The organism is Streptomyces sp. TBY4, from assembly GCF_024213195.1.
Taxonomy (GTDB): domain Bacteria; phylum Actinomycetota; class Actinomycetes; order Streptomycetales; family Streptomycetaceae; genus Streptomyces.
In genome coordinates this window covers 15,984-36,727 of the sequence record NZ_JANAVF010000006.1, presented here as the reverse complement: position 1 = coordinate 36,727, position 20,744 = coordinate 15,984, and the positions used below count along the sequence as shown (strand labels likewise).

General features: G+C 74.3%; 21 protein-coding genes. 11 read left to right on the top strand and 10 right to left on the bottom strand.

Annotated features, from left to right (window positions below):
* The first annotated feature begins 7 nt into the window (after positions 1-7).
* Complete coding sequence (locus NLX94_RS16020; protein ID WP_254383409.1) at positions 8-1,537, top strand: regulator; 1,530 nt, start codon at positions 8-10, stop codon at positions 1,535-1,537.
* A 172-nt stretch (positions 1,538-1,709) separates the two neighbouring features.
* Here NLX94_RS16020 and NLX94_RS16015 read toward each other — a convergent pair whose 3' ends face one another.
* The 3 genes from NLX94_RS16015 to NLX94_RS16005 form a co-directional block, all read right to left on the bottom strand.
* Complete coding sequence (locus NLX94_RS16015) at positions 1,710-2,927, bottom strand: FAD-dependent oxidoreductase (protein WP_254383407.1); 1,218 nt, start codon at positions 2,925-2,927, stop codon at positions 1,710-1,712.
* A 294-nt stretch (positions 2,928-3,221) separates the two neighbouring features.
* Positions 3,222-4,115 carry a TIGR01777 family oxidoreductase gene (locus tag NLX94_RS16010; protein ID WP_254383405.1) on the bottom strand — a complete coding sequence of 298 codons (894 nt, stop codon included), beginning with the start codon at positions 4,113-4,115 and terminating at the stop codon, positions 3,222-3,224.
* A 177-nt stretch (positions 4,116-4,292) separates the two neighbouring features.
* Positions 4,293-4,961 carry a VIT family protein gene (locus NLX94_RS16005; RefSeq protein WP_254383938.1) on the bottom strand — a complete coding sequence of 223 codons (669 nt, stop codon included), beginning with the start codon at positions 4,959-4,961 and terminating at the stop codon, positions 4,293-4,295.
* A 139-nt stretch (positions 4,962-5,100) separates the two neighbouring features.
* On the opposite strand from NLX94_RS16005, the gene NLX94_RS16000 reads away from it, so the two are divergent.
* Entirely contained in the window at positions 5,101-6,228 is a 1,128-nt protein-coding gene (locus NLX94_RS16000; RefSeq protein WP_254383403.1) for a PP2C family protein-serine/threonine phosphatase, read from the top strand.
* A 131-nt stretch (positions 6,229-6,359) separates the two neighbouring features.
* Positions 6,360-6,563 (top strand): hypothetical protein, encoded by a 204-nt coding sequence (locus NLX94_RS15995; protein WP_254383402.1) that lies wholly within the window; start codon positions 6,360-6,362, stop codon positions 6,561-6,563.
* An 11-nt stretch (positions 6,564-6,574) separates the two neighbouring features.
* Here NLX94_RS15995 and NLX94_RS15990 read toward each other — a convergent pair whose 3' ends face one another.
* Positions 6,575-6,838 carry a hypothetical protein gene (locus NLX94_RS15990; protein ID WP_254383401.1) on the bottom strand — a complete coding sequence of 88 codons (264 nt, stop codon included), beginning with the start codon at positions 6,836-6,838 and terminating at the stop codon, positions 6,575-6,577.
* Between the two features lie 106 nt (positions 6,839-6,944).
* Between NLX94_RS15990 and NLX94_RS15985 the strand changes: the two genes are divergently transcribed.
* A complete protein-coding gene (locus NLX94_RS15985) occupies positions 6,945-7,328 on the top strand; it encodes an ArsC/Spx/MgsR family protein (RefSeq protein WP_254383400.1) in 384 nt (127 codons plus the stop codon).
* Here NLX94_RS15985 and NLX94_RS15980 read toward each other — a convergent pair.
* Complete coding sequence (locus NLX94_RS15980; protein WP_254383399.1) at positions 7,325-8,434, bottom strand: serine hydrolase; 1,110 nt, start codon at positions 8,432-8,434, stop codon at positions 7,325-7,327. The two genes, NLX94_RS15985 and NLX94_RS15980, sit on opposite strands and share 4 nt — an antisense overlap.
* A 176-nt stretch (positions 8,435-8,610) precedes the next feature.
* The gene (locus tag NLX94_RS15975) at positions 8,611-9,366 is read right to left on the bottom strand and encodes an NAD(P)-binding domain-containing protein (protein ID WP_374683976.1); all 756 of its coding nucleotides are present in this window, start codon (positions 9,364-9,366) and stop codon (positions 8,611-8,613) included.
* Between the two features lie 114 nt (positions 9,367-9,480).
* Here NLX94_RS15975 and NLX94_RS15970 point away from each other — a divergent pair, with 114 nt between their 5' ends.
* Positions 9,481-10,095 carry a hypothetical protein gene (locus tag NLX94_RS15970; protein ID WP_254383397.1) on the top strand — a complete coding sequence of 205 codons (615 nt, stop codon included), beginning with the start codon at positions 9,481-9,483 and terminating at the stop codon, positions 10,093-10,095.
* Between the two features lie 48 nt (positions 10,096-10,143).
* Here NLX94_RS15970 and NLX94_RS15965 read toward each other — a convergent pair whose 3' ends face one another.
* Positions 10,144-11,073, bottom strand: a complete 930-nt coding sequence (locus tag NLX94_RS15965; protein ID WP_302169716.1) for a Gfo/Idh/MocA family oxidoreductase — start codon at positions 11,071-11,073, stop codon at positions 10,144-10,146.
* A 280-nt stretch (positions 11,074-11,353) separates the two neighbouring features.
* Here NLX94_RS15965 and glnII point away from each other — a divergent pair, with 280 nt between their 5' ends.
* The 4 genes from glnII (at position 11,354) to NLX94_RS15940 (ending at position 15,623) form a co-directional block, all read left to right on the top strand.
* Positions 11,354-12,373 (top strand): glutamine synthetase, encoded by a 1,020-nt coding sequence (gene glnII / locus NLX94_RS15960; protein WP_254383396.1) that lies wholly within the window; start codon positions 11,354-11,356, stop codon positions 12,371-12,373.
* 102 nt (positions 12,374-12,475) lie between these two features.
* On the top strand, positions 12,476-12,625 hold the full coding sequence (locus tag NLX94_RS15955; protein WP_254383395.1) for a hypothetical protein: 150 nt from the start codon (positions 12,476-12,478) through the stop codon (positions 12,623-12,625).
* 436 nt (positions 12,626-13,061) lie between these two features.
* Positions 13,062-13,655: a winged helix-turn-helix domain-containing protein gene (locus NLX94_RS15945; RefSeq protein ID WP_254383394.1), complete on the top strand. Its 594-nt coding sequence runs from the start codon at positions 13,062-13,064 to the stop codon at positions 13,653-13,655.
* A 132-nt stretch (positions 13,656-13,787) separates the two neighbouring features.
* Entirely contained in the window at positions 13,788-15,623 is a 1,836-nt protein-coding gene (locus NLX94_RS15940; protein ID WP_254383393.1) for a serine/threonine-protein kinase, read from the top strand.
* A gap of 59 nt (positions 15,624-15,682) precedes the next feature.
* On the opposite strand, the gene NLX94_RS15935 is transcribed toward NLX94_RS15940, so the two are convergent.
* A complete protein-coding gene (locus NLX94_RS15935; RefSeq protein ID WP_254383392.1) occupies positions 15,683-17,206 on the bottom strand; it encodes a PepSY domain-containing protein in 1,524 nt (507 codons plus the stop codon).
* An 84-nt stretch (positions 17,207-17,290) separates the two neighbouring features.
* Positions 17,291-18,052, bottom strand: coding sequence for a hypothetical protein (locus tag NLX94_RS15930; RefSeq protein WP_254383391.1), 762 nt, complete (start codon positions 18,050-18,052; stop codon positions 17,291-17,293).
* 66 nt (positions 18,053-18,118) lie between these two features.
* Here NLX94_RS15930 and NLX94_RS15925 point away from each other — a divergent pair, with 66 nt between their 5' ends.
* Both NLX94_RS15925 and NLX94_RS15920 read left to right on the top strand, forming a co-directional pair.
* The gene (locus NLX94_RS15925) at positions 18,119-18,775 is read left to right on the top strand and encodes a rhomboid-like protein (protein ID WP_254383390.1); all 657 of its coding nucleotides are present in this window, start codon (positions 18,119-18,121) and stop codon (positions 18,773-18,775) included.
* 34 nt (positions 18,776-18,809) lie between these two features.
* A complete protein-coding gene (locus NLX94_RS15920) occupies positions 18,810-19,625 on the top strand; it encodes a tyrosine-protein phosphatase (protein ID WP_254383389.1) in 816 nt (271 codons plus the stop codon).
* A 388-nt stretch (positions 19,626-20,013) separates the two neighbouring features.
* On the opposite strand, the gene NLX94_RS15915 is transcribed toward NLX94_RS15920, so the two are convergent.
* Positions 20,014-20,274: a hypothetical protein gene (locus NLX94_RS15915; protein WP_254383388.1), complete on the bottom strand. Its 261-nt coding sequence runs from the start codon at positions 20,272-20,274 to the stop codon at positions 20,014-20,016.
* Positions 20,275-20,744 lie beyond the last annotated feature (470 nt).

Sequence of the window (20,744 nt, the reverse complement as noted above, 5' to 3'; positions counted from 1 at the left end):
GGAGCCGATGACGGAACGACCTGCCCAGCGTGTCCCCAACCGGCAGCTCTCGGCACTGATCGCCGAGGCCGGGTTCTCCAACGCCGGGCTCGCCCGCCGTGTCGACCAGCTCGGTCTGGAGCACGGTCTCGATCTGCGGTACGACAAGACCTCCGTGACCCGCTGGCTGCGCGGGCAGCAGCCCCGCGGGACCACCCCGGCGCTGATCGCGGAGGTGTTCACCCGGCGCCTCGGGCGGCGGCTCTCGGCGCAGGACCTGGGGCTGGACGCGTGCGCCCCCGTGTACGCCGGGCTGGAGTTCGCGGCCACCCCGGAGGAGGCCGTCGACATCGCGAGCGGCCTGTGGCGCAAGGACTCCGGCTCGCACGCCGAGCTGCGCAAGATCGCCTTCACCCCCGCCGGGCTGGTGGTGCCCAGCCGGGACTGGCTGATCGGCCGGGCCGACGAGCGGGTCGGCCGGGGCGCGGAGCAGGCCGCGGCGCGCGTTCCCGAACAGGGCCGCCCCGAGCTGGGCCGACCGGAGCTGGGCCGTGCGGATCTCGGCCGTCCCGAGCAGGGCCGCCCCGAGCAGGGCCGGCTGCTGACCGGGCGGACCTCGGTGCCCCGGCAGCGGCAGATCGACCGCGGGCCCGGGCAGCGGGTGACCGGCGGTGACATCGCGGCGCTCAGATCGGTGGGCGAGCTTTTCCGCACCCTGGACCACGCCTACGGCGGCGGCCATGCCCGCCAGGCCCTGGTGCGGTACCTGGAGCACGAGGCCGAGCCGATGCTGCGCGGCACCTACGGGGAGACCACCGGACGCCGGCTCTTCGCCGCCGCTGCCGATCTGACCCGGCTCGCGGGCTGGACCTCGTACGACATCGCCGCGCACGGGCTCGCCCAGCGGTACTTCGTCCAGGCGCTGCGGCTGGCCCAGGCCGCCGGGGACCGGCCGTACGGGGCGTACGTGCTGATCACCATGAGCCGCCAGGCGGTCTACCTCGGCCACGGCCGGGAGGCGGTGCAGCTGGCCCGGGTGGCCCAGCAGGGCGTGGGCTCGGGGCCGCCGCCGGTGGTGCAGGCGCTGCTGCACTCGGCGGAGGCGCGCGGGCACGCGGTGCTCGGCGAGGTGCGGGCGTCGACGGCCTCGCTGGTGCGCGCCGAGCGGGCGCTGGGCGCGGCCCGGCCGGGGGACGACGTACCGCACTGGGCCCGCGACTACGACGAGGCGCAGCTCGCGGACGAGTTCGGGCACTGCCACCGGGACCTGCAGCAGTACCGGGCCTCGGCGCAGCACGCCGAGCGGTCCCTGCAGCTGCGGGCGCCCTCGTACGCGCGCTCGCGGCTGTTCTGCCGGGTGGTGCTGGCGACTGCGCGGCTGGGGCTGGGCGAGCTGGACCAGGCGTGCGCGCTGGGCGCGGAGGCGGCGCAGCAGGCGATGGAGATGCGGTCGGTGCGGGCGGTGGAGTACGTACGGGACTTCGAGCGGCGGCTCGAGCCGTACCGGGACGCGTCGGCGGTGCGGGGGTACCGGGAGCGGGTGGCCGCCTTGTCCTGACCCTGCGGGTCGGCTGGGGCTGCGCCCCGGAGCCGGGGGGGTGGTTGCGGTGTCGCAGCCCTGCGCGGGCCGGCTGCCGGGGCGCCGCCCCGGACCCCGCGCCTCAAACGCCGGCGGGGCTGATTTCTGCCCTGCGGGCAGATCAGCCCCGCCGGTGCGGGTGGGTGACCCGTCAGGCCGCTACCGGGAGGGCGGCTTCCGGGGCGGTCGGGACGGGGATGCCGAAGTCGCGGAGGACGGCGGCGGTGGCGCGGCGGGAGGAGCGCAGGGCTCCCTCGACGGTGTTGGTGTCCCGGTGGTCTCCGCAGACGTAGAGCCCGGCCAGGACCCTGACGGGGCGCCGGGTGTCCTGCGGCGGCGGCATGGCGGGGACGGCCTCCGGGGTGTGGTGGACGGCGAGCAGCTCCCAGTCCCGGGTGGCGGTCTCGTAGAGCCGGGCCAGTCGCGAGGCGACCGTACGGGTGGGTGGTGGCGGGCCGAGCACGGTGGTGGTGACCAGGCTGCGGCCGACGGGTGCGCGCGTCGGGTCGACCGCGCTCATCACGGCGGTGTGGGCGACGGGCCAGTCCGGGTCCCCGTCCAGGAGCAGCGAGCCGTCCCACGGGAGCGGGGTGCCGGTGGCGTGGTGGATCACGGTCACCTGGTGGAAGGCGGGCACGCGCAGGCCCGGGAGCAGTGCGGCGGCGGCCCTGGCGCCGGTGGCCAGGATCGCGGAGCGGCAGCTGAACTCGCCGTGTTCCTCGGTGGTGACCAGGTTGGTGGCCACGGAGCGGACCCGGACCCCGGTGCGCACGGTGCCGGGCGGCAGCCCCGCGGCGAGCAGTCCGGGCAGGGTGGCGGCGCCGCCCTCGGGTACGGCGAGGCGGCCGCGCGCGAAGGTGCGCAGGGCCAGGTCGGCGACGCGGCTGGAGGTGGTGAGTCCGGGGTCGCGCAGGAGGGCGGCGAGGAGCGGGCGCAGCGTCGTACCGAGGCTCCTGGAGCTCAGGGCGGCGTGCGCGGTGCGCTCGGGGCGGGCCAGGAGGCGTTCCTCGGGCAGGGCGGCGAGGCGGGCGAGTGCCGCGCCGATCCGGGCCTGTTCGAGGGAGCCGCTGGTCAGGGCCCGGGCGGGGGTGAGGGCGCCGGCGCGCAGCGTTCTGCCGTCGCTCTGGACGAGGGCGCCGGGCGCGAAGGGCTTGAGGACCAGGCCTTCCAGGCCCGGGGTGCGGGCCGGTTCGGTGGCGGCGGTGTTGAGGAGCTGGCCGATCCGGTCGAGCCGGAAGCCGTCGACGGTCTCGGTGGCCATCCGGCCGCCGGGGTCGTCGGCGCCCTCCAGAACGATGACCGTGACCCCGGCCGCGATCAGGTGGTGCGCTGCCGCGAGTCCGGAGACTCCGGCTCCTACGATGACCACGTCCGCATGGTGTGCGTGTGCGTGCGAGCTGTTGAGCACGTGCCCCTCCCCGAGGTCGGCCCGGCTGTGTGGGGATCCTCCTTCCCCCAACGGGGTCGAGCGGAACCCGAGTTGGGCGGACCATTACGGGTGATGCGGTCAACTCCGGTCGCACGACGGTCGCATTCGGCTCACAGGCGGTCGCATGTGTGCGCCGGGGCGCTCCCCCTGGAGCCCCGGGGTGTTTCAGGCCGGAGGCCGCGGGGCTTTCAGGCCGGAGGCCGCAGGGCTTTCAGGCCGAATGGCGCAGGGCTTTCAGGCCTCCAGCGCGGCCCTGATCGACTCCTCGATCCCCGGGTGGCGGAAGACGAAGCCGGACTCCAGCAGCCGGGCGGGACGCACCCGCTGGCTGCCCAGCACGTCCTGGGCGAACTCCCCGAGCACCACGCGCATGACCGGCGCGGGTACGGCGAACACCGCCGGGCGGTGCAGGACCCGGCTCATCGCGGCGGTGACCTCGCGGTTGGTGAGGGGCTCGGGGGCGGTCAGGTTCACCGGCCCGGCCAGGGACGGGGTGTCGATGATGTGGCGCAGGGCGGCGATCTCGTCGTGCATCGAGATGTACGACCAGTACTGGCGGCCGTTGCCGAGGCGGCCGCCGATGCCCGCCTTGAAGATCGGGAACAGCTTCCCCCAGGCCCCGCCCTCGGCGGCGACGACCAGTCCGGTACGGGCGAACGCGGTCCGGACCCCGGCGGCCCGGGCGGGCGCGGCGGCGGCCTCCCAGTCGACGCACACCTCGGAGAGGAACCCCTCCCCCGCCGGGGCGTCCTCGTCGACCATCCGGTCGCCCGTGTCGCCGTAGTACCCGACGGCGGTGCCGCAGACGAGGACCCCCGGCGGCTCCTCCATGGCGGCGACGGCCGCGGCGACGGCGGCCGTGCCCTTGACCCGGCTGTCGCGGATCTCCCGCTTGTAGGCGGCCGTCCAGCGGTGGTCCCCGACCCCGGCCCCGGCCAGGTGCACGACGGCTCCGCACCCGGCGAGCCCGGCGGGGTCCACGTACCCGCGCGCCGGGTCCCACCGCGCCTCCCCGGGCCCGGCCGGCTCCCGCCGCACGAAGCGGACGAGCTCGTGCCCGTCGGCCTCCAGTGACCGCCCGAGGGCGCTGCCGATGAGCCCGGTCGCACCGGTGACTGCGATACGCATGGCCCCATCTTGGCAGCGCGGCCCCCCTCCCGGGCCCGGCGACGGCCCGACGGCGCGGGCGGGCCGGGCACCGCTGGGCGCGGGGCCTCCCGGACGCCACCCCTGCCGCCCGACGTACGGGGGATATCCAGCCCCTCCGGCGTTTGAGGAGCGGGGGCCGGGGCGGAGGCCCGGGGGTCAGGTGGCTGTGCCCAGCCAGGTGCCTACCGCGTAGGTGACCGCCATGGCCAGCGCGCCGCCGGCGACGTTGCGCAGGATCGCCCGGACGGGAGGCGCCCCGCCCAGCCTCGCGCTGAGCACCCCGCACAGGGTCAGGGAGAGCAGCACCGCCACCACGGTCACCGGGACCCGCTCCGACGCGCCCGGCAGGACGATCGCCAGCAGCGGCAGCAGCGCCCCGACCGTGAACGCCACCAGACTCGCCGCCGCCGCGTGCCAGGGGTTGGCCAGCTCGTCGGGGTTGATGCCCAGCTCCACCCGCGCGTGCGCCCGCAGCGCGTCCCGTTCCGTCAGCTGCTCCGCCGCCTCCCGCGCCACCGGCTCGCTCAGCCCCCTGCCCACCAGCAGCCCCGTCAGCTCCTCCAGCTCCTCCTCCGGGTACTCCGCCAGCTCCCGCCGCTCCAGGTCCAGCGCGGCCCTCTCCGAGTCCCGCTGGGAGCTGACCGACACGTACTCCCCCGCCGCCATCGACAGCGCGCCCGCCAGCAGTCCGGCGACGCCCGCCGCCAGGATCGCCGTGCGCGAGGTCGTGGCCCCGGCGACGCCGACGACCAGGCCCGCCGTGGAGATGATCCCGTCGTTCGCGCCGAGCACCCCCGCGCGCAGCCAGTTCAGCCGGGTGCTGATCTCCGCGCTCTGCCCGTGGTCCGCGTGCGCCGGCCCCTGCGCACCGCTGTCGGTTTCCGTCACGCCACCACTGTCGCGGCCGCCGCCGTTAGGAGCCACCCGGCGTGCGCGCCTCCGGTGCCGGGATCAGGGTGGAGGGGTGAGACGCCGACGCGAGGAACCGGGCTGGCTGGGCGGGGCGCCGCCGCCGCGCTGGGCCCGCCTCGCGCCCGCGGTGGCCCTCGTGGTGCTGGTGCTCGTCCAGCGCATCACCCCGGGCGACGTCGAGCTGGGCTACTTCCTGGCCGGGCTCCCCCCGGTGGCCGCCTTCGCCTACGGGGCCGCCGGGACGGCCGTCTTCGCCGCGGTGGTGCTGGTCCTCGTCGGCCTGCCCTCGCTCGGGATCGCCCACGCCAGGGGCTCCGACCTCGCGACCGTCGCGGTGATCGGGCTGCTCAGCGTGGTGGTCGCCTGGGTCCGGAAACGCCGCGACGCCCAGCTGGTGAGCGTGCGCACCGTCGCGGAGGCGGCGCAGCTCGCGGTCCTGCCGCCGGTCCCCGAACGGGTCGGCTCGGTCGGCTGCTCGGGCCTCTACCGGGCCGCCCAGCAGGGCACCCTGGTCGGCGGCGACCTGTACGACGTACGGGTCGGCCCCTACGGCGTGCGCGCGCTGGTCGGTGACGTCCAGGGCCACGGACTGGCCGCCGTCGGCACCGTGGCCTCGCTGCTCGGCGCCTTCCGGGAGGGGGTGCTGGACGACGCGGAGCTCACGACGGTGGCGGCCCGGCTCGACCGGCGGCTGCTCGCGGACTCTGCGGCCGAGTCGGTGGCGCACGCGGAGCTCTTCGCGACGGCGGTGCTGCTGGAGTTCCCGCCCGGGCTGGACCTCGTACGGATCGTGTCGTGCGGGCATCCCCCGCCCCTGCTGCTACGGGGTTTCACGGTCTCGGAAGTAGACGTGGACCCGGGACCTCCCCTGGGCCTGGGCCTGGCCGGCCCCACCCCGGCGGCTCCGGCCGAGCTCCGGCTCGCCCCCGGGGACCGGCTCGTGATGTACACGGACGGGGTGACGGAGGCCCGCGACGCGGCGGGGAACTTCTACCCGCTGGCCGCGCGCGTGCCCGTCCTGGCGACGGACCCCGCGGGACTGGCCCCGGCGGTGTGGCGGGACCTGAGGTCCTTCACCGGGGGCGGGCCGCGCGACGACGTGGCCCTGCTGGTCCTGTCCCTGTCCGCGGACCGGGCCGACAACGGACCCGGCCCCGGCAGCGCCCCTGGCAGCCGATGACCACGCCGTATTGATCACATGACCAAACGATGACAGGCACCCATTTGGGCAAGTTTCCGTGTTTTGCTCGGGTCTTCCAACCCTTCCAACCCCCTCCCAGCCCTTCGAGCACGGAATCCGAGGCCCCTTCGATGCGCGCACCGTACAAGCACAACCAGCGGATCTCCGCGGTCATCGCGGCGGCCGGAGCCGTCGCCCTGATCAACGGCTCGATCGTGCTCGGCCTCGCCGTGCACGATGCGGCCGCGGCACCTGATGCGGCGCGGCACCAGCAGATCGAGGCCCCCGCCCAGGTGGGCCCCGCCCCGGTCCCCGCACCCGGGACCGGGGACTGAGGCCCGCCCGCCTACCCGGCGTCGCGGATGAAGGAGCGGACCATCTTGCAGGTGACGTTCGACGGCCGGCGGATGCCCGTCCGGACGGCCATCGTGCGGATCTTGCGGTTGGTGGCGCGCTGGGCGTCGTAGGTGCCCGAGTCGAGGAGCGATATCGCCAGCCGCATCGCCTTCAGCCGCCGGTTGTGGCTCTCGTACCACTCGCGGGGCAGCCCGGCCGGCAGCGGCTTCTTCTTGACGGGTCCGATGGTGTGCAGGGTCATGGCAGTGGCCATCTACAGCCTCCCAAAGGCAAGTTGGCGTCCTGTCCTTCTCCTTGAATTTTACCGGCGACCACTGACAAAGGACCTGGCCGGAGGCCCCCTGGCTAAGCTTCCGGGCATGGAGATCTGGATCAATCCCGCCTGCTCGAAGTGCCGTAGCGCCCTGACCCTGCTGGACGCGGAGGGCGCCGAGTACACCGTCCGCCGCTACCTGGAGGACGTGCCCTCCGAGGCCGAGATCCGCGAGGTGCTGGGACGGCTGGGCCTGGAGCCCTGGGACATCACCCGCACCTCGGACCCCCTGGCCAAGGAGACCGGCGTACGGGAGCTGCCGCGCGAGGAGACCGAAGAGGCCCGCGGGGCCTGGATCAGCCATCTGGCGGCGCACCCGAAGCTGATCCAGCGCCCGATCATCACCGCCGAGGACGGCACGGCGGTGGTGGCCCGCTCGGAGGAGGCCGTCCGCGAAGCCCTCTCCCGCACCTCCGGCCCGACGGCCTAGCCGAGGCCGGCGAAGCCCGCGTCCACGAACTCCACGACGCGCCCGATCTGCTGGGTCCGGGACGTGCCGGCCTTCGGGTTGTGGGCGTAGACGAGCCGGCGGCCGGCCTGCTCGGTGGCGAACACCCCGGTCGACCAGCCGGGGCCGGAGCCCGTCTTGCCCCAGACCGTGGCGCCGGCCGCCTCGTGGCGCATCAGGCCGCCCGCGCCGAAGCAGGCCCGCGGCGACAGGCAGGTGTTCATGGGGGCGTTGGGCACGTCCGGGACCTCGTACAGGTGCCGCTGCTGTGCGGGCGGCAGCAGCCTGCCGCCCAGCAGCGCGGCCGTGAAGCGGTCCAGGTCGGCCGCGGTGGAGTCCAGGCCGCCCTCCGCCCAGAACCGGGCCATCCGCGGATCCGCCGACATGCGGGTCCGGTGCAGTCCCAGGGGGCGCAGGATGCGGCGCCGCAGCTCCTCCTCGTAGCTCCGGCCGGACATCCGCTCCACGAGCAGGCCCGCGACGAAGCTGTTCGTCCCGTTGTACTGCTGGGCCGTGCCGGGGGCGGGTATGCGGCCGGGGCGGGCGGCCGCGTCCTTCGCGAAGGTCTCCAGCACCACGGTGCGCGGATCGGAGGAGTCGCTGGCGACCATCGGCAGGTCGGCGGTGTGGTCCAGGAGCTGCCGCACGGTCACTTCGGCGTAGGCACCGGGTATCAGGCCGGGAAGGTAGCGGCGCACGGGCGCATCGATCTCCATCCGGTGCTCCGCGACGAGCCGCAGCACCAGGACGTTCGTGAACAGCTTGGTGACGCTGCCGATCGGGATCTCCGCGTCCGCGGCGACCGGCCCGCCGGTCCCCGTCCACGGCGTGTGCAGCCCCTCGCCGGACAGCCGGGCCAGGGCCCCCGTCGAGACCGCGTCGGGCAGCGAGGCCAGCAGGGCCCGCAGCGCGGCGGGGTCGTGGTCGGCCCCCCGCCGGTCGTGCACCGCGGCCGCGGCGGAGTCCGCAGACCCGCCGGACCCGCCGGGCGCGGCCAGCGCGGCCGGGGCGCCCGCACCCACGACGAGGGCCGCCAGGGCGATGCCGGTGACGGCGATCCGGCGGAAGGTGCGGGGGCGTGCGTTCATCGGTGGCTCCTGGAGAAGGCGGCACGGTGGCGGCTCGGTGGGGTCTGACACCAACACTCCGCCGTCCACCGCGCGTTGCCCATCGGTGATCACCCCGACCGGACCCCGAGACCACCCTCAGGGGACTTGTGCGACCAGCCCCGAGACCCGCCGGCCGGCTCCGACCCTCAGGATCCTCATCCGGCGGAGCCCGCGGGGCGGGCGGCCTTTGCCAGGGCGGCGCGGACGGTCGCCGCGTCGGCGACGGCGCCCGGGTCCTCGGCGAGGCCGCCCGGACCGGCCGGGTTCTCGGCGTAGGGGAGGACGTACACCGGCGTGTCGCGCTGGAAGCGCCAGCTCTCGGCGAGCTCCCCCGCATCGACCGCGTCGTAGCCGAGCAGGTCGAGGAGGCGGGTGGCGGACGCGCGGGCGGCCGGGTCCTCGCCGGCGATCGGCAGGGCCGAGCGGTCCGGGGAGCCGGCCGGGCGGGCGAGGGCGAGCAGGTGCTTGAAGTAGATGTTGTTGAAGGCCTTGACGACCCGCGACCCGGACAGGTGTTCCTGGACGAGCCCGCTGGTGGTGGCCTGCTCCGCCTCCAGGGCGGGGAAGACCCCGTCCCGCTGGGGGTAGTAGTTGAGCGTGTCGAGCACGACCTTGCCCGCCAGGGCCTCGGCGGGCAGGTCGCGGTAGTTCCCGAGCGGGATGGTGGCCACGACCCAGTCCCCGGCGGCCGCCGCCTCGGCCGGGGTGGCCGCCCGGGCCCGCGGGCCGAGCTCGGCGACCAGGGTATCCAGCGTCTCGGGTCCCCTGGAGTTGCTGAGGACCACGTCCAGCCCCGCGTCCACGGCGAGCCGCGCGAGGGTGCTTCCGATGTTGCCGCTTCCGATGAGTCCAAGAGTTGCCATGCGGGGTTCAAGTCGCCCGCGATCCGCGGTATTCCAGCGCCGCGCCATCCGGGGCGGGGGCCCGTGGGACCCCACCGCCCGGACCCTTCACCCCGGCCCCATCCCGCGCCTCGTAGGGTGGGGGGCGGCACAAAGGGGACGTACCGCACCAAAGGATCCATCGTGAACGAGCAGCAGCATCCGTGGCCCACCACGCCCGGCGAGCCGCCCGCGCCGCCCGTGCCGTCGGCAGCCCCGCCGGCGGCACCGCCGGCATCGCCGGACCTCCCGGCGCCTCCGCTCCCCCGGCTCCCCCCGCCCCGGCGCGGCGCCGACTGGATGTTCGGCGGGGTGTACGGCACCGTCCTCGCGTCCGGGCTGCTCGCCGCGCTCGACCAGAAGGGCGGGGAGTACACCCCGTTCTACGACGCCAGCTGGGTGCTCGTCACCGCCGCCACGGCCGGGCTCGCGCACGGGTACGCGCACCACATGAGCACCCATCAGCCCGGCTCCGCCGGACACCGGTGGCGGATCCTCGGGCGGGCGCTGTGGAACGAGTGGCCCATGATCGCGGCCACCCTGCCCACGGTCCTGCTCCTGCTCGTCGCCGGACTCGCCGACTGGGACTCGCACGGGGTCACGGCGATCGGGCTCGGCGTGAACACGGCGCTGCTGTTCGCCTGGGGCGCCTTCGTGGCCCTCCGGGTCGGCTACAAGCTCGGCTCGGCCCTGCTCATCGGCGTCGCCGACGCCACCATCGGGCTGGCCATCATCGTGGCGAACGCGGTCATCAAGTAGCGGGGGCCGGCGCTGCCCGACGCCGGCCCCGGCCCCGGCCCCCGGGCCTCACTCCGGCAGCTGCTCCTCGGCCTCCGCGAGGATCTCCGTCAGGCGGGCGCCGAACTCCGCGTCCCGTACGTCCGGCACCCCGGTGCGGGCCGAGGCGAGGAGGGCGTCCAGGGCGCGCCCGTAGGCGCCCGGGACGTTGCCCCACTCCGGCAGGCCGAAGACGCCGGCGGTGCCGCGCAGCTCCAGGCCCACTCCGGCGGCCGCGCGCGGGGAGCTGAGGCTGAGCACGGCGGTGCTGGCCGCGCCGGAGGTGTGGCGCAGGGCCAGCTGGACCACGTCGGCGGGGCCGCGGGTGGCGCTGACCCCGGTGACGTCGCCGAGGACCGGGATGAGTACGGACAGGGCGTGCGGGCCCACGTCCCACAGCCCGCCCTTGGCCTTGCGCCAGGGCGAGTCGGCGTAGGCGCTGGGCTCGCCGTCGGGCGGGAAGACCGCGCCGAGCCAGTGCGCGGCGGCGGTGAACCAGCCCGTGCGCTCCGCCTGCTCCTCGACCCAGCCGGCGGTCGGCTCGGCGAAGCGCAGGGTGAGGAAGACGACGGAGGCGACCCGGTGCTCGGCGACGGCGGCGGCGACCGCGCGGGCGTCGGCCGGGGTCGTGGCGACGGGCTTGTCGAGCAGCAGATGGCAGCCGGCGGCGGCCGCGCGCACGGCGAGCGGGGCCTGTACGTCGGGCGGGAGGGCGAAGGCCACGGCGTCGCAGTCGGCGAACAGCGCGTCGGGGTCTTCGTACACCTTCACCCCGTACTCGCGCGCCAGTTCGGCGGCGGCTTCGGGGCGCCGGCCCCAGATTCCGGCGAACTCGGAACCGGGATGCGCGGCGAGGGCGGGGGCGTGCGTGCGGCGGGCCCAGGGGCCGGTGCCCAGCAGCCCGACCCGGGGGCGGGGCCCGGAAGCGGCCTCGGCGGCGGCATCTCCGGCGGACGTCAAATCGTACGAAATGCTCACGTGCCCAGTCTGCCCCACCCGGACGGGCCTCCCGACCCCAACCCTCTCGACCGCGCCCACCTGCGGCGTAAACCTCGGTAACACGGGGTTCACACACGGGCAACGGAAGAGAAATCGCGAGCGGGCACTCTGCGGTCTACACCGCAGAACGAATGTCGCAGTACGCGAGCCACAGGGACGTGAACCGCCGTACGCGATCCGCAGGACGCAGCGCAGCACCCGCAGGGTCTGCGCCGGAGCGACGCACCGAAGGATGGGGCCCGTGAGCTACAAGGCTGAGTACATCTGGATCGACGGAACCGAGCCGACGGCGAAGCTGCGTTCCAAGACCAAGATCCTGGCGGACGGCGACGCGCTGCCGATCTGGGGCTTCGACGGATCGAGCACCAACCAGGCCGAGGGCCACGCCTCCGACCGCGTGCTGCAGCCGGTCTTCTCCTGCCCGGACCCGATCCGCGGCGGCGACAACGTCCTCGTCCTGTGCGAGGTCCTGAACATCGACATGACCCCGCACGAGTCGAACACCCGCGCGCTGCTGCGTCCGATCGCCGAGAAGTTCGCCGCGCAGGCGCCGATCTACGGCATCGAGCAGGAGTACACCTTCTTCGACGGCACCCGCCCGCTCGGCTTCCCGGTCAACGGCTTCCCGGCCGCGCAGGGCGGCTACTACTGCGGCGTCGGCTCGGACGAGATCTTCGGCCGCGACATCGTCGAGAAGCACCTGGACCACTGCCTCGCGGCGGGCCTCGCCATCTCCGGCATCAACGCCGAGGTCATGCCCGGCCAGTGGGAGTTCCAGGTCGGCCCCGTCGGCCCGCTGGAGGTCTCCGACCAGCTGTGGATCGCGCGCTGGCTGCTGTACCGCACCGCCGAGGACTTCAACGTCTCCGCGACGCTGAACCCGAAGCCGGTCAAGGGTGACTGGAACGGCGCGGGCGCGCACACCAACTTCTCCACGAAGGCGATGCGCGAGGACTACCGCGCGATCATCTGCGCGGCGGAGTCGCTGGGCGAGGGCAGCAAGCCGCTGGACCACGTCAAGAACTACGGCGCGGGCATCGACGAGCGTCTGACGGGCCTGCACGAGACCGCCCCGTGGAACGAGTACAGCTACGGCGTCTCGGACCGCGGCGCCTCCGTCCGCATCCCGTGGCAGGTCGAGAAGGACGGCAAGGGCTACATCGAGGACCGCCGCCCGAACGCGAACGTGGACCCGTACGTGGTGACCCGCCTCATCACGGACACCTGCTGCACGGCCCTGGAGAAGGACGGCCTGGTCTGACCCCGGCCCCTCTCCCCTGAACACCCGAAGCCCGCCGAGCCCCCGTGGCCAGGCGGGCTTCGGCCCGTCCCGGGGACCGCCACCGGAGAGGGCGACTACCAGGTGGAACACCGGGCGGGCTCCCCCAAGCTGCACTTCCAGACGCACGTCGGCGTCGCGGACGAGGTCGTGGAGCTGATGATGCTCTGGGCCCGCCGGGAAGAGGACTGGGACCGCGGCTTCCGCTGGGAGCGGCTCGACCTACCGGGGTAGAAAGCTTCGGTGGGGCTGGGACGTTTCCGCCCGACATGCGATACGCGTGACGGAAGCCGAGCGGCGCAGGCCACTGGGCGGGTGATGGTTTGTCGGGATTGTGACGGGCCGTTCATAGTGCGTTCGCGGAATATGGGATTCCGCTCCATCAGGTGAGACGGGGTGTGCCCGGACGGCCCCGCGTCTGCTTGAATGGGGCCATGGCCAGCTACTCGCACCCCTCGACCGGTCGCAGCGACCTCGAGCCGTTCTGGCCTTCCCGTCAGGATCACGATTTCGACCGGGTGTGTTGCCGCGCGAAGAACGCGCCGGCCCTCTAAAGCCTCCGGGACCTCAACCGACCTCCCCCAGGCCTTCGGTCTGCGCGGTACGACACAAGACGAGCCACTTCCGCACGTCTCCTGCCGACCACTCCGCGTGAAAGAGCTGACCACTCATGGCGAACACCCGTTCCTTCGCTTCTGCCGCCTCCGCTGCGACCTCTCCCCTGACCTACCCGAGCTTCCCGCCCAGTCCGCGCCACCGCCTGCGGGCCGTGGACCGCGACGAGGTGGCCCGCGTCGTGGACTTCCTCCCGCCCGGCGCCACCTGGCTGCCCGCTCCCCAGCACACCCTGCCCAGCCTCCCCGGCCAGCCGCCGATGGTCGGCTACCTGGTGCTCGTACCGGCCGACCAGCAGCCGCCGATCGCCTTCTCCCCGCAGTCCGTTCCCGCCGCCCCGGCCCCCGCCGCGGCCGCACCGGCCGGCGACGCGCTGGTCCGCATCGACCCCGCGCAGCGCACCGCCGAGGTGGACGGCGAGGTCCTGGACCTGACGTACCTGGAGTTCGAGCTGCTGGCCCACCTGGTCGCGCACCCGCACCGGGTGCACAGCCGCGACCAGCTGGTGACCACCGTCTGGGGCTACGGCCACGTCGGCGACGGCCGCACGGTCGACGTCCACGTCGCGCGGCTGCGCCGCAAGCTGGGCGCCGCCCACCGCGGTGCGATCCAGACCGTGCGCCGGGTCGGGTACAAGTACGCCCCCTGAGCGGACCGGAGCGGGGCGGCCGGCCCGTACTGACGAGGGGGAGTACGGGCCGGCCAACGCAGCCGCGACAAAGGGGAGTTATTCGAACATCCGCGCTGATCAGGCCCGGCCCCTGCCGTAGGCTTTTCCTTCGTGATCATCGGAACCGGCAGCGTACTTGCCCCACTTGAGCCCCATGACCCCCGCGAGACCGCCGGCTACCGGCTGATCGCCCGGATCGGCGAGGGCGGCATGGGCACCGTCTACCTCTCGCACACGCGCGGCGGGCAGCCGGTCGCGCTCAAGCTGATCCGCCGGGAGTTCGGGCAGGACCCGGACTTCCGCGGCCGGTTCGAGCAGGAGGTGCGGGCCGCGCGCCGGGTGCAGGGCTACCACCTCGTACCGGTCCTCGACCACGACACCACGGGCCCCCTCCCCTGGCTGGCCTCCGAGTTCGTACCGGGGCTGTCGCTGCACGACGCCCTCAGTGCCTACGGACCGCTGCCACTGGCCGCCGTCTTCCAGCTGATCGGCTGCACGGCGCGGGCCCTCGGCTCCATCCACGCCGCCGGGGTCGTGCACCGCGACCTCAAGCCCGCCAACCTGCTGCTCGGCGCGGCCGGGCCGTACGTCATCGACTTCGGGATCGCCCGGGCCGCCGACGGTACGCAGCTCACCCGCACCGGTGGGGTCATCGGCACTCCGCAGTACATGTCCCCCGAACACGCGCTGGGCGCCGAGACCACCACCGCGAGCGACCTGTTCGCGGTCGGGCTCATCGCGGCGGTCGCCGCCACCGGGCGGCATCCGTACGGGGAGGGCGGGGCCACGGCCATCGGCGTGCGGATCGCCAACACCGACCGGCTGCCCCCGGACCTGAACGGCTACCCGGCCGAGCTGCGGCCGCTGCTGGAGCGCTGCCTGACGCCGGATCCGGCGGAGCGGATCGGTACGGACGAACTCGCCGCGATGTGCGAACTGTTCGCCGGGCAGCCACTGAACGACTTCGACGGCTGGCTCCCGGAGCCGCTCGGGCTGGAGATCGCCCGGCGGGTGCGGGCCGCGGAGAATCCGCCGGCGCCGACGGTCCTCGACTCGGGCGGGGCCGGAGGCGCGGGCGCGGGCGCGGCAGCAGGCGCGGGCGCGGCAGCGGCAGCGGCAGCGGCCGCCGGCGGGTTCGGCCCGGCCGGTACGGGTGCGGGCACCGGGGTGTCCGGCGCCTTCGCCGGGGTGCACGACGCGGACACGGCGTTCGCGCCGCCCCGGCCCGCCGGACCGCCCCGGCCGAGTGCGGCGACGCCGGCACCTCCGGCTCCGGCTCCGGCTCCGAAGGGGTTCCGTGGCGGGCTCGTCGCCGCCTCCCTCGTCGTGGCCGTCCTCGCGGGAGCCGGCACGGTCTGGCTGCTGGACGAGGACGGCTCCGGGGACGACGCGAAGGCACCCGCCGCCCGGCAGGAGAACCCGGCCGCTTCCGTGTCCGGATCACCGGACCCGGCCCCTGCCTCCTCCGCCTCCTCCGCGCCGAAGACCTCCCCCTCCGCCTCCGCCCCGCCGAAGGCCGCGTACACGGTGGTCTTCCAGGACAAGCCCCTGACCCTGCGCGCCCCCTCCTCCAGCACCGGAACCCACGTCGACCTGGACGCTCCGAAGGTCGTTCCGAACGGAAGGATCGGCGAGGACAAGGAGATGGAGCTCACCTACCACGACTGGAGCGACGCGGGCCTGGTCTTCCTGACGGCCACGGGCAAGAGCCCGGGCAGTACGCCGGAGGAGTGCAAGGACGCCGTCGGCACCAACGCCCTGACCTCCAAGCTGACGAAGGACCAGCTCCACGAGGGCAAGGAGCTCACGAAGGGCACCGTGCTGTGCACGGTCACCAGCGACGGGAACCTGGCGATGCTGCGCATCACCGAGGTCGTGCCCAACAAGGGGAACTTCCGCCCTGCCCCCGACTACGTCACGGCAGTCACCCTCTGGAAGACCGGCTGACGCCGTGGGCCCGGGCCTCCCCAGGAGGAGGCCCGGGCCCACGGACGGTGTTCCAGGTTCTAGACCTCGGCGCCGGCCTCGGTCCCGGCCTCGGCCCCGGCCCGGCGCCTCGACGCGACGAAGCCCAGCACCAGGTCACCCGCGAGGAACACCAGCAGGCTGATGCCCAGCATCGGGACGAACCAGCCCACGACGGCCGTCGCCGCGGCCAGCGGCAGCAGCAGCGTCACCGGCAGCTTCCGCCACGCCCCGCGCGGCTGGGGGCGGCCGACGGAGAGCGTGCGCTCCTTGGTCGGGCGGCGCAGCCACCACATGCGGTAGCCCCAGATGACCATGGACATCACCAGGACCGCCAGCACGGCCAGGGCCAGCTGGTTGGCGAGCCCGAAGGTCAGGCCCATGTGCAGGTCGATGCCGAAGCGGGTCAGCTGCGCGAGCAGCGGGTGGTCGGCGAAGCGGAGCACGTCGATGACCCGGCCGTCGGAGGGGTCCACGGAGACCGCGTCCAGGTGCACCGGCACCTGCTTGTCCTGCTCCTTGATGACGTACCCCTTGCCCTGGGCGGGCAGGGTGATCCGAAGCGACTCGGTGATCCCGGCGGACCGGGCCGCCGCCACCGCTCCGTCGATGCCGATGACATCGACGGCGGCGGGCACGGGCTCGTGCTCGCCGCCGGCCGCGCCGTGCCCGGCGTGCTCGCCGCCGCCGGCGTCGGAGGCCGGGGCGCCGGGGAGCTTGGCGGCCACGGCCGGGGTGCCCCCGCCGAGGCTGTCCTTGAGCTCCCCGATGTTCTCGCCCGCGTACCGCGACCAGGTCAGGCCGGTGATGGAGAGGCCGACGAGGCCGACCACGATCCAGACGCCGGCGGAGCCGTGCCAGGACAGGGTCTTGCGGCGGCCGGTCGCCTTGCGGTCGGGCACGACGAGCGCGGCCTTACGGGCCCGCTTGCGGCCGATCCACAGCGCGAGCCCGCCGAGCGCGACCACCCACAGCCAGCTCGCGGCGAGCTCGCTGTAGTTCCGGCCGAACTCCCCCAGGTGGAGGCTGGCGTGGAACTCGCTCAGCCAGGCCCGCAGGGGCAGCGCGTCCCCGACGGTGGTGAGCTGCCCGCGGACCTCGGCCGTATACGGATCGACGAACACGGTGAGGGTCTCGCCCTCGGCGAGTCCCGGGCTCTCCATGATCACCCGGGTGGTGGCGTCCGCCTCCGGCGCGGGCCAGACGGCCGTCACCTTGCCCTGGGGCGCGGCGTTCGCCGCCGCGGCGACCTGGGCGCTGAGCGGCTGCGCGCTCGCGCCGACGCGCTCGACGGTCAGCTGGTCGGCGTAGAGGATCTTCTCGGCCTGCCAGGAGCCGGCGTAGAGCAGCCCGGTGGTGGCGGCGACCAGCAGGAGCGGGGCGATCAGCACCCCGGCGTAGAAGTGCAGGCGCAGGAGCAGCGGCCGCAGGGCGGCCCAGGTGCCGGGCTTGCGGGGCGGCGCGTGTTCGGCCGCGGGGGTTTCGGGTGCGGCGGTTTCGCGTACGGGGGTTCCGGGTGCGGCGGGGTCCGCTGCGCGGAGTTCCCCGACCTCGTCGAGAGACATGGGTGTCCTAGGTGTTGGCGAAGACATGGGTGAGCGGCCCCAGGTCTCGCCACCTCGCCCGGAGCGGGGAGGTGCGCCGTTCGGTCAGGCGCGGGCAGGACGGCCGGGGGCCGTGAGGCGGATCCGTCCGCGCGCGGGCGGCCCGCGCCGCTCGGCGGTGTGCGCGTGCACGGCTCCGCGCAGGGTGCGCGGCCGCCGGAACCCTGCCGGCCGGAACGCACGCGCCGGCGGTACGAGGCGTACGCGCGTCCGGAGCAGGGCGAGCACCCGGGAGAGCGGCCGGGCGGCGAGCAGCGCCCCGGCCGCGAGGGCGGTGGCGAGCCGGAAGACCGCCGCTTCGCCCCAGGCGAGCCAGAGCGCGCAGAACAGCCCGGCGAGGACGTGCGCGGCGATCATGCCGAGCCCGTCGTGGGCGTGGCCGGCCGCCATGTCGCCCATCCCCGCCATGCCCGGCATGTCGGCCATGCCCTGCATGGACTCCGTGGCGCCCGTGGAGGCCGTGGAGTGCGCGGAGTGCGTGCCGCCCGTGCCGTGCATGCCGGTATCCGCGCCCGCACCCATGCCCATGCCCATGCCCGCCGAATGGCCGCTCCCGGCCGACGCGGAGAAGACGAGGTGCAGCACCGCCTGTACGGCGAGCAGCGCGCCGGTGATGGGGAACGGTCCGCGGCGGCGGCCGGCGGCGAGCCAGGCGAGGCCGCCGGTCAGTGCGAATGCCGACAGAAGGCCCCATGCGGGAAGGTCCGTACCGGACATGTACGAATGCCCCACCGCACCCAGTGCGACGGCCACCGCCGCGAAGAGCGCGGCCCGCGTGGCGCGCATCGGCGCGGGGCTGTGTGACATGACCTGGGCATATTGCCACGACCCCCCGCCTCGCCGGACGGCACCCCCGTGGCCGATCATGGTCCGATGAACCCCCTGTCGTCGACGGTGCCGCTGAGCGCGGTGTACACGGGCGCGGTCCAGCTCGGGGCGTACGCCCTGGAGCGGCTGGATCCGGCGGCGCGGGACCGGCTGCTGCGCCGCTGCTCCACCAACCCCGACAACCTGGACGCCGCCCGCTGGGAGACCCTGGCGGCCAGCGCCTTCCTCGTCGAGGAGCCGATGCCGCTGCCGTACGCGCTCCTGCTGGTGGCCGTCCTCGGGTACGCCGAGTACGCCCGCGGGGCCTGGTGGACGGCGGCCGCGTTCCTGTTCGGGCACGTCACGGCCACCCTGCTGGTGTACGGGGTGCTCCGCCGGACGGCCGGCCCCGGGACCCGGCGGGCGGTGGACGTGGGCACCAGCTACGGGTTCAACACCGTGCTCGGCGCGCTGACCTCGGCGCTCCCGCGCGGGCCGGTGCGCACCACCGCCCGGGCCGGGCTGCTGGCGCTCGCCGTCCGGCCGGTGCTGCGGCGGGAGCGGACCTTCACCGACGCGGGGCACCTGGTGGCCCTGGGGCTCGGCATCGGGGTCTCGCTGGCCACCGATTACCTGGCCGATCACCTGGCCGATTACCGATCCGGAGCGAAATCTCCGAAAATCATATGGATGACACGCGTCACCCAGCGCGCTTCGTCCTGAGCCACGTTTCTCTGATCACGTTGGAGCCGCCACGATGACCGTCACCCCCGCCAAGACCGTCGCCAACCTCCGGGACCTCGGCGGCACCCCGCTCGCCGGGGGCCGCAGCGTCCGCCCGGGTCTGGTGCTGCGCTCCGGCCAGCTGGACCGGCTCGACCTCGAAGTCGACCAGGCGGTGGCCGCGCTGGGCATCCGTACCGTCATCGACTTCCGCACCGGAGTCGAGCGCGGCGAGCACCCCGACCGGATGCCGGCCGGCGCCCGGCTGCTCATAGCCGACGCCCTGGCCGACAAGATGACGGCCGACAGCACGGGCGACGGCGGCCCCGGGAAGATACCCGCCGCCCAGCTCAAGGACATCCTGTCCGACCCGGTGGTGGCGGAGGAGCACCTCGGCGGCGGCAAGGTGCAGGCCCTGTTCACCAGCCTCTACCGCTCCCTGGTCAGCTCCGCCTCCGCGCAGTCCGCGTACCGGCTGCTGCTCACCGAACTCGCCGACCCGCAGTCCGGGCCGCTGCTCTTCCACTGCACGGCGGGCAAGGACCGTACGGGCTGGGGCGCGACCGTGGTCCTGGCGCTGCTCGGCGCCGACGACGAGACGCTGATGGAGGAGTACCTGTCGGTCAACCCGGCGGTGCGGATCGCCTTCGCCCCGATGATCGAGGGCTTCACTGCGGCCGGCGGCGACCCGGACATCGCGCTGGCGCTGATCGGCGTCTTCCCCTCCTACCTGGAGGCCGCCCTCGACGAGGTGAACACGCGCTACGGCTCGATGGAGAAGTACGTGCGCGAGGGACTCGGCATCTCCGACGACACGGTCGAGGCCCTGCGCGCCCGCCTCGTCCTCTGATCCCTGGTCAGGATCGGCCTGCTTCAAGCTCGTACGGGTGAACACGGGGTGCTTTCGGCGCGCACGGTCCTCGCGAAGACGTCAAGGTGACCGGAGAACGCTGGTACCGCATCAGGGGATCGGACGAGGGTGGCCGATGGCGCGTAGGGAAGGGCAGGGGAAGCGGCCGCTGCGCACGCCGGCCGAACCGTTCACCGTGCCGGCACCCCTAGGCGCGCGTATCCGCGGGCGCCTCCGTCTGTCCGTCCGCGATGCCGAGGTCTTGCGGATGGTCGGCGGGCATCTCGGCCGGCATGCCCGCGCCGACCTGGCCGAGCGTGTCCGCATCGGCAGGGTGCCGGCGAAGGAGAACCGGCGGGCGGATCGCAAGCGTGAGCTGACGCAGATGTCATCGTCCCGGTGGGCCGGGGCGATGACTCGCCTGTCGGAGGATCAGTACCAGCTTTCCCTGCGGTGCCTGTTCGATGAACGGACCTCGCTGCGGCGGGCCATCGCGAAGATCAGCAAGCGCCTGACCGTCCCCTGTGGCCAGCGGGCCGGTGGCGTTCGTGGATACCCGAGCCAGGCCGAGCGGGCACAGAAGCAGCGTCGGTGGCAGGTTCTCAGCGCGCGCCTCGCCCAGGCGGATCGGCGGATCGAGGCCGGGCATCCGGCCATCGTGGCCGGAAGCCGGAAGCTGGCGAAGACCCGGCACAACCTCACCTCCGCGCGGCTCACGGAGATCGAGTGGCTTGAACGGCGGAACGCGCGGCGCATGTTCCTGACCGCCGATGGGGAGTCCGGGGCCCGGTACGGGAACTACACGATCACCGTGGACCCGGATGGCGGCACGGTCACCATGGTCCTGCCCGAGCCGCTCAGGCACCTGGCCAACGCACCCCGGGGCCGCTACCGGCTCGACTGCACCGCCAGTTTCCATCATCGCCAGGGCGAGTGGTTGGACCGGGTCACGGCCAACCGTTCCGTCCGCTACGACATCGTGTGCGACCCGGAGCGCGGGCGTTGGTACCTCGACGCCTCCTGGGCCATGCCGGAAACAAGGCTCCCGACCCCCGCCGAGCTGGCCGCGACCGGCGCCCGACTGCTGGCCGTGGACCTGCTGCGCCGGTTTCGCCATCG

Excerpts from the sequence above, each read along its gene's own strand:
- NLX94_RS15975 (WP_374683976.1), bottom strand. The coding sequence starts at position 9,366 with ATGGCGCGGCGCTGGAATACCGCGGATCGCGGGCGACTTGAACCCCGC.
- NLX94_RS15920 (WP_254383389.1), top strand. The coding sequence starts at position 18,810 with ATGACCGTCACCCCCGCCAAGACCGTCGCCAACCTCCGGGACCTCGGC.
- NLX94_RS15980 (WP_254383399.1), bottom strand. The coding sequence starts at position 8,434 with ATGAACGCACGCCCCCGCACCTTCCGCCGGATCGCCGTCACCGGCATC.
- NLX94_RS15925 (WP_254383390.1), top strand. The coding sequence starts at position 18,119 with ATGAACCCCCTGTCGTCGACGGTGCCGCTGAGCGCGGTGTACACGGGC.
- NLX94_RS15915 (WP_254383388.1), bottom strand. The coding sequence starts at position 20,274 with ATGCCCGGCCTCGATCCGCCGATCCGCCTGGGCGAGGCGCGCGCTGAG.
- NLX94_RS15985 (WP_254383400.1), top strand. The coding sequence starts at position 6,945 with ATGGAGATCTGGATCAATCCCGCCTGCTCGAAGTGCCGTAGCGCCCTG.
- NLX94_RS15990 (WP_254383401.1), bottom strand. The coding sequence starts at position 6,838 with ATGGCCACTGCCATGACCCTGCACACCATCGGACCCGTCAAGAAGAAG.
- NLX94_RS15995 (WP_254383402.1), top strand. The coding sequence starts at position 6,360 with ATGCGCGCACCGTACAAGCACAACCAGCGGATCTCCGCGGTCATCGCG.
- NLX94_RS15930 (WP_254383391.1), bottom strand. The coding sequence starts at position 18,052 with ATGTCACACAGCCCCGCGCCGATGCGCGCCACGCGGGCCGCGCTCTTC.
- NLX94_RS15945 (WP_254383394.1), top strand. The coding sequence starts at position 13,062 with ATGGCGAACACCCGTTCCTTCGCTTCTGCCGCCTCCGCTGCGACCTCT.
- NLX94_RS15935 (WP_254383392.1), bottom strand. The coding sequence starts at position 17,206 with ATGTCTCTCGACGAGGTCGGGGAACTCCGCGCAGCGGACCCCGCCGCA.
- NLX94_RS16020 (WP_254383409.1), top strand. The coding sequence starts at position 8 with ATGACGGAACGACCTGCCCAGCGTGTCCCCAACCGGCAGCTCTCGGCA.
- NLX94_RS16010 (WP_254383405.1), bottom strand. The coding sequence starts at position 4,115 with ATGCGTATCGCAGTCACCGGTGCGACCGGGCTCATCGGCAGCGCCCTC.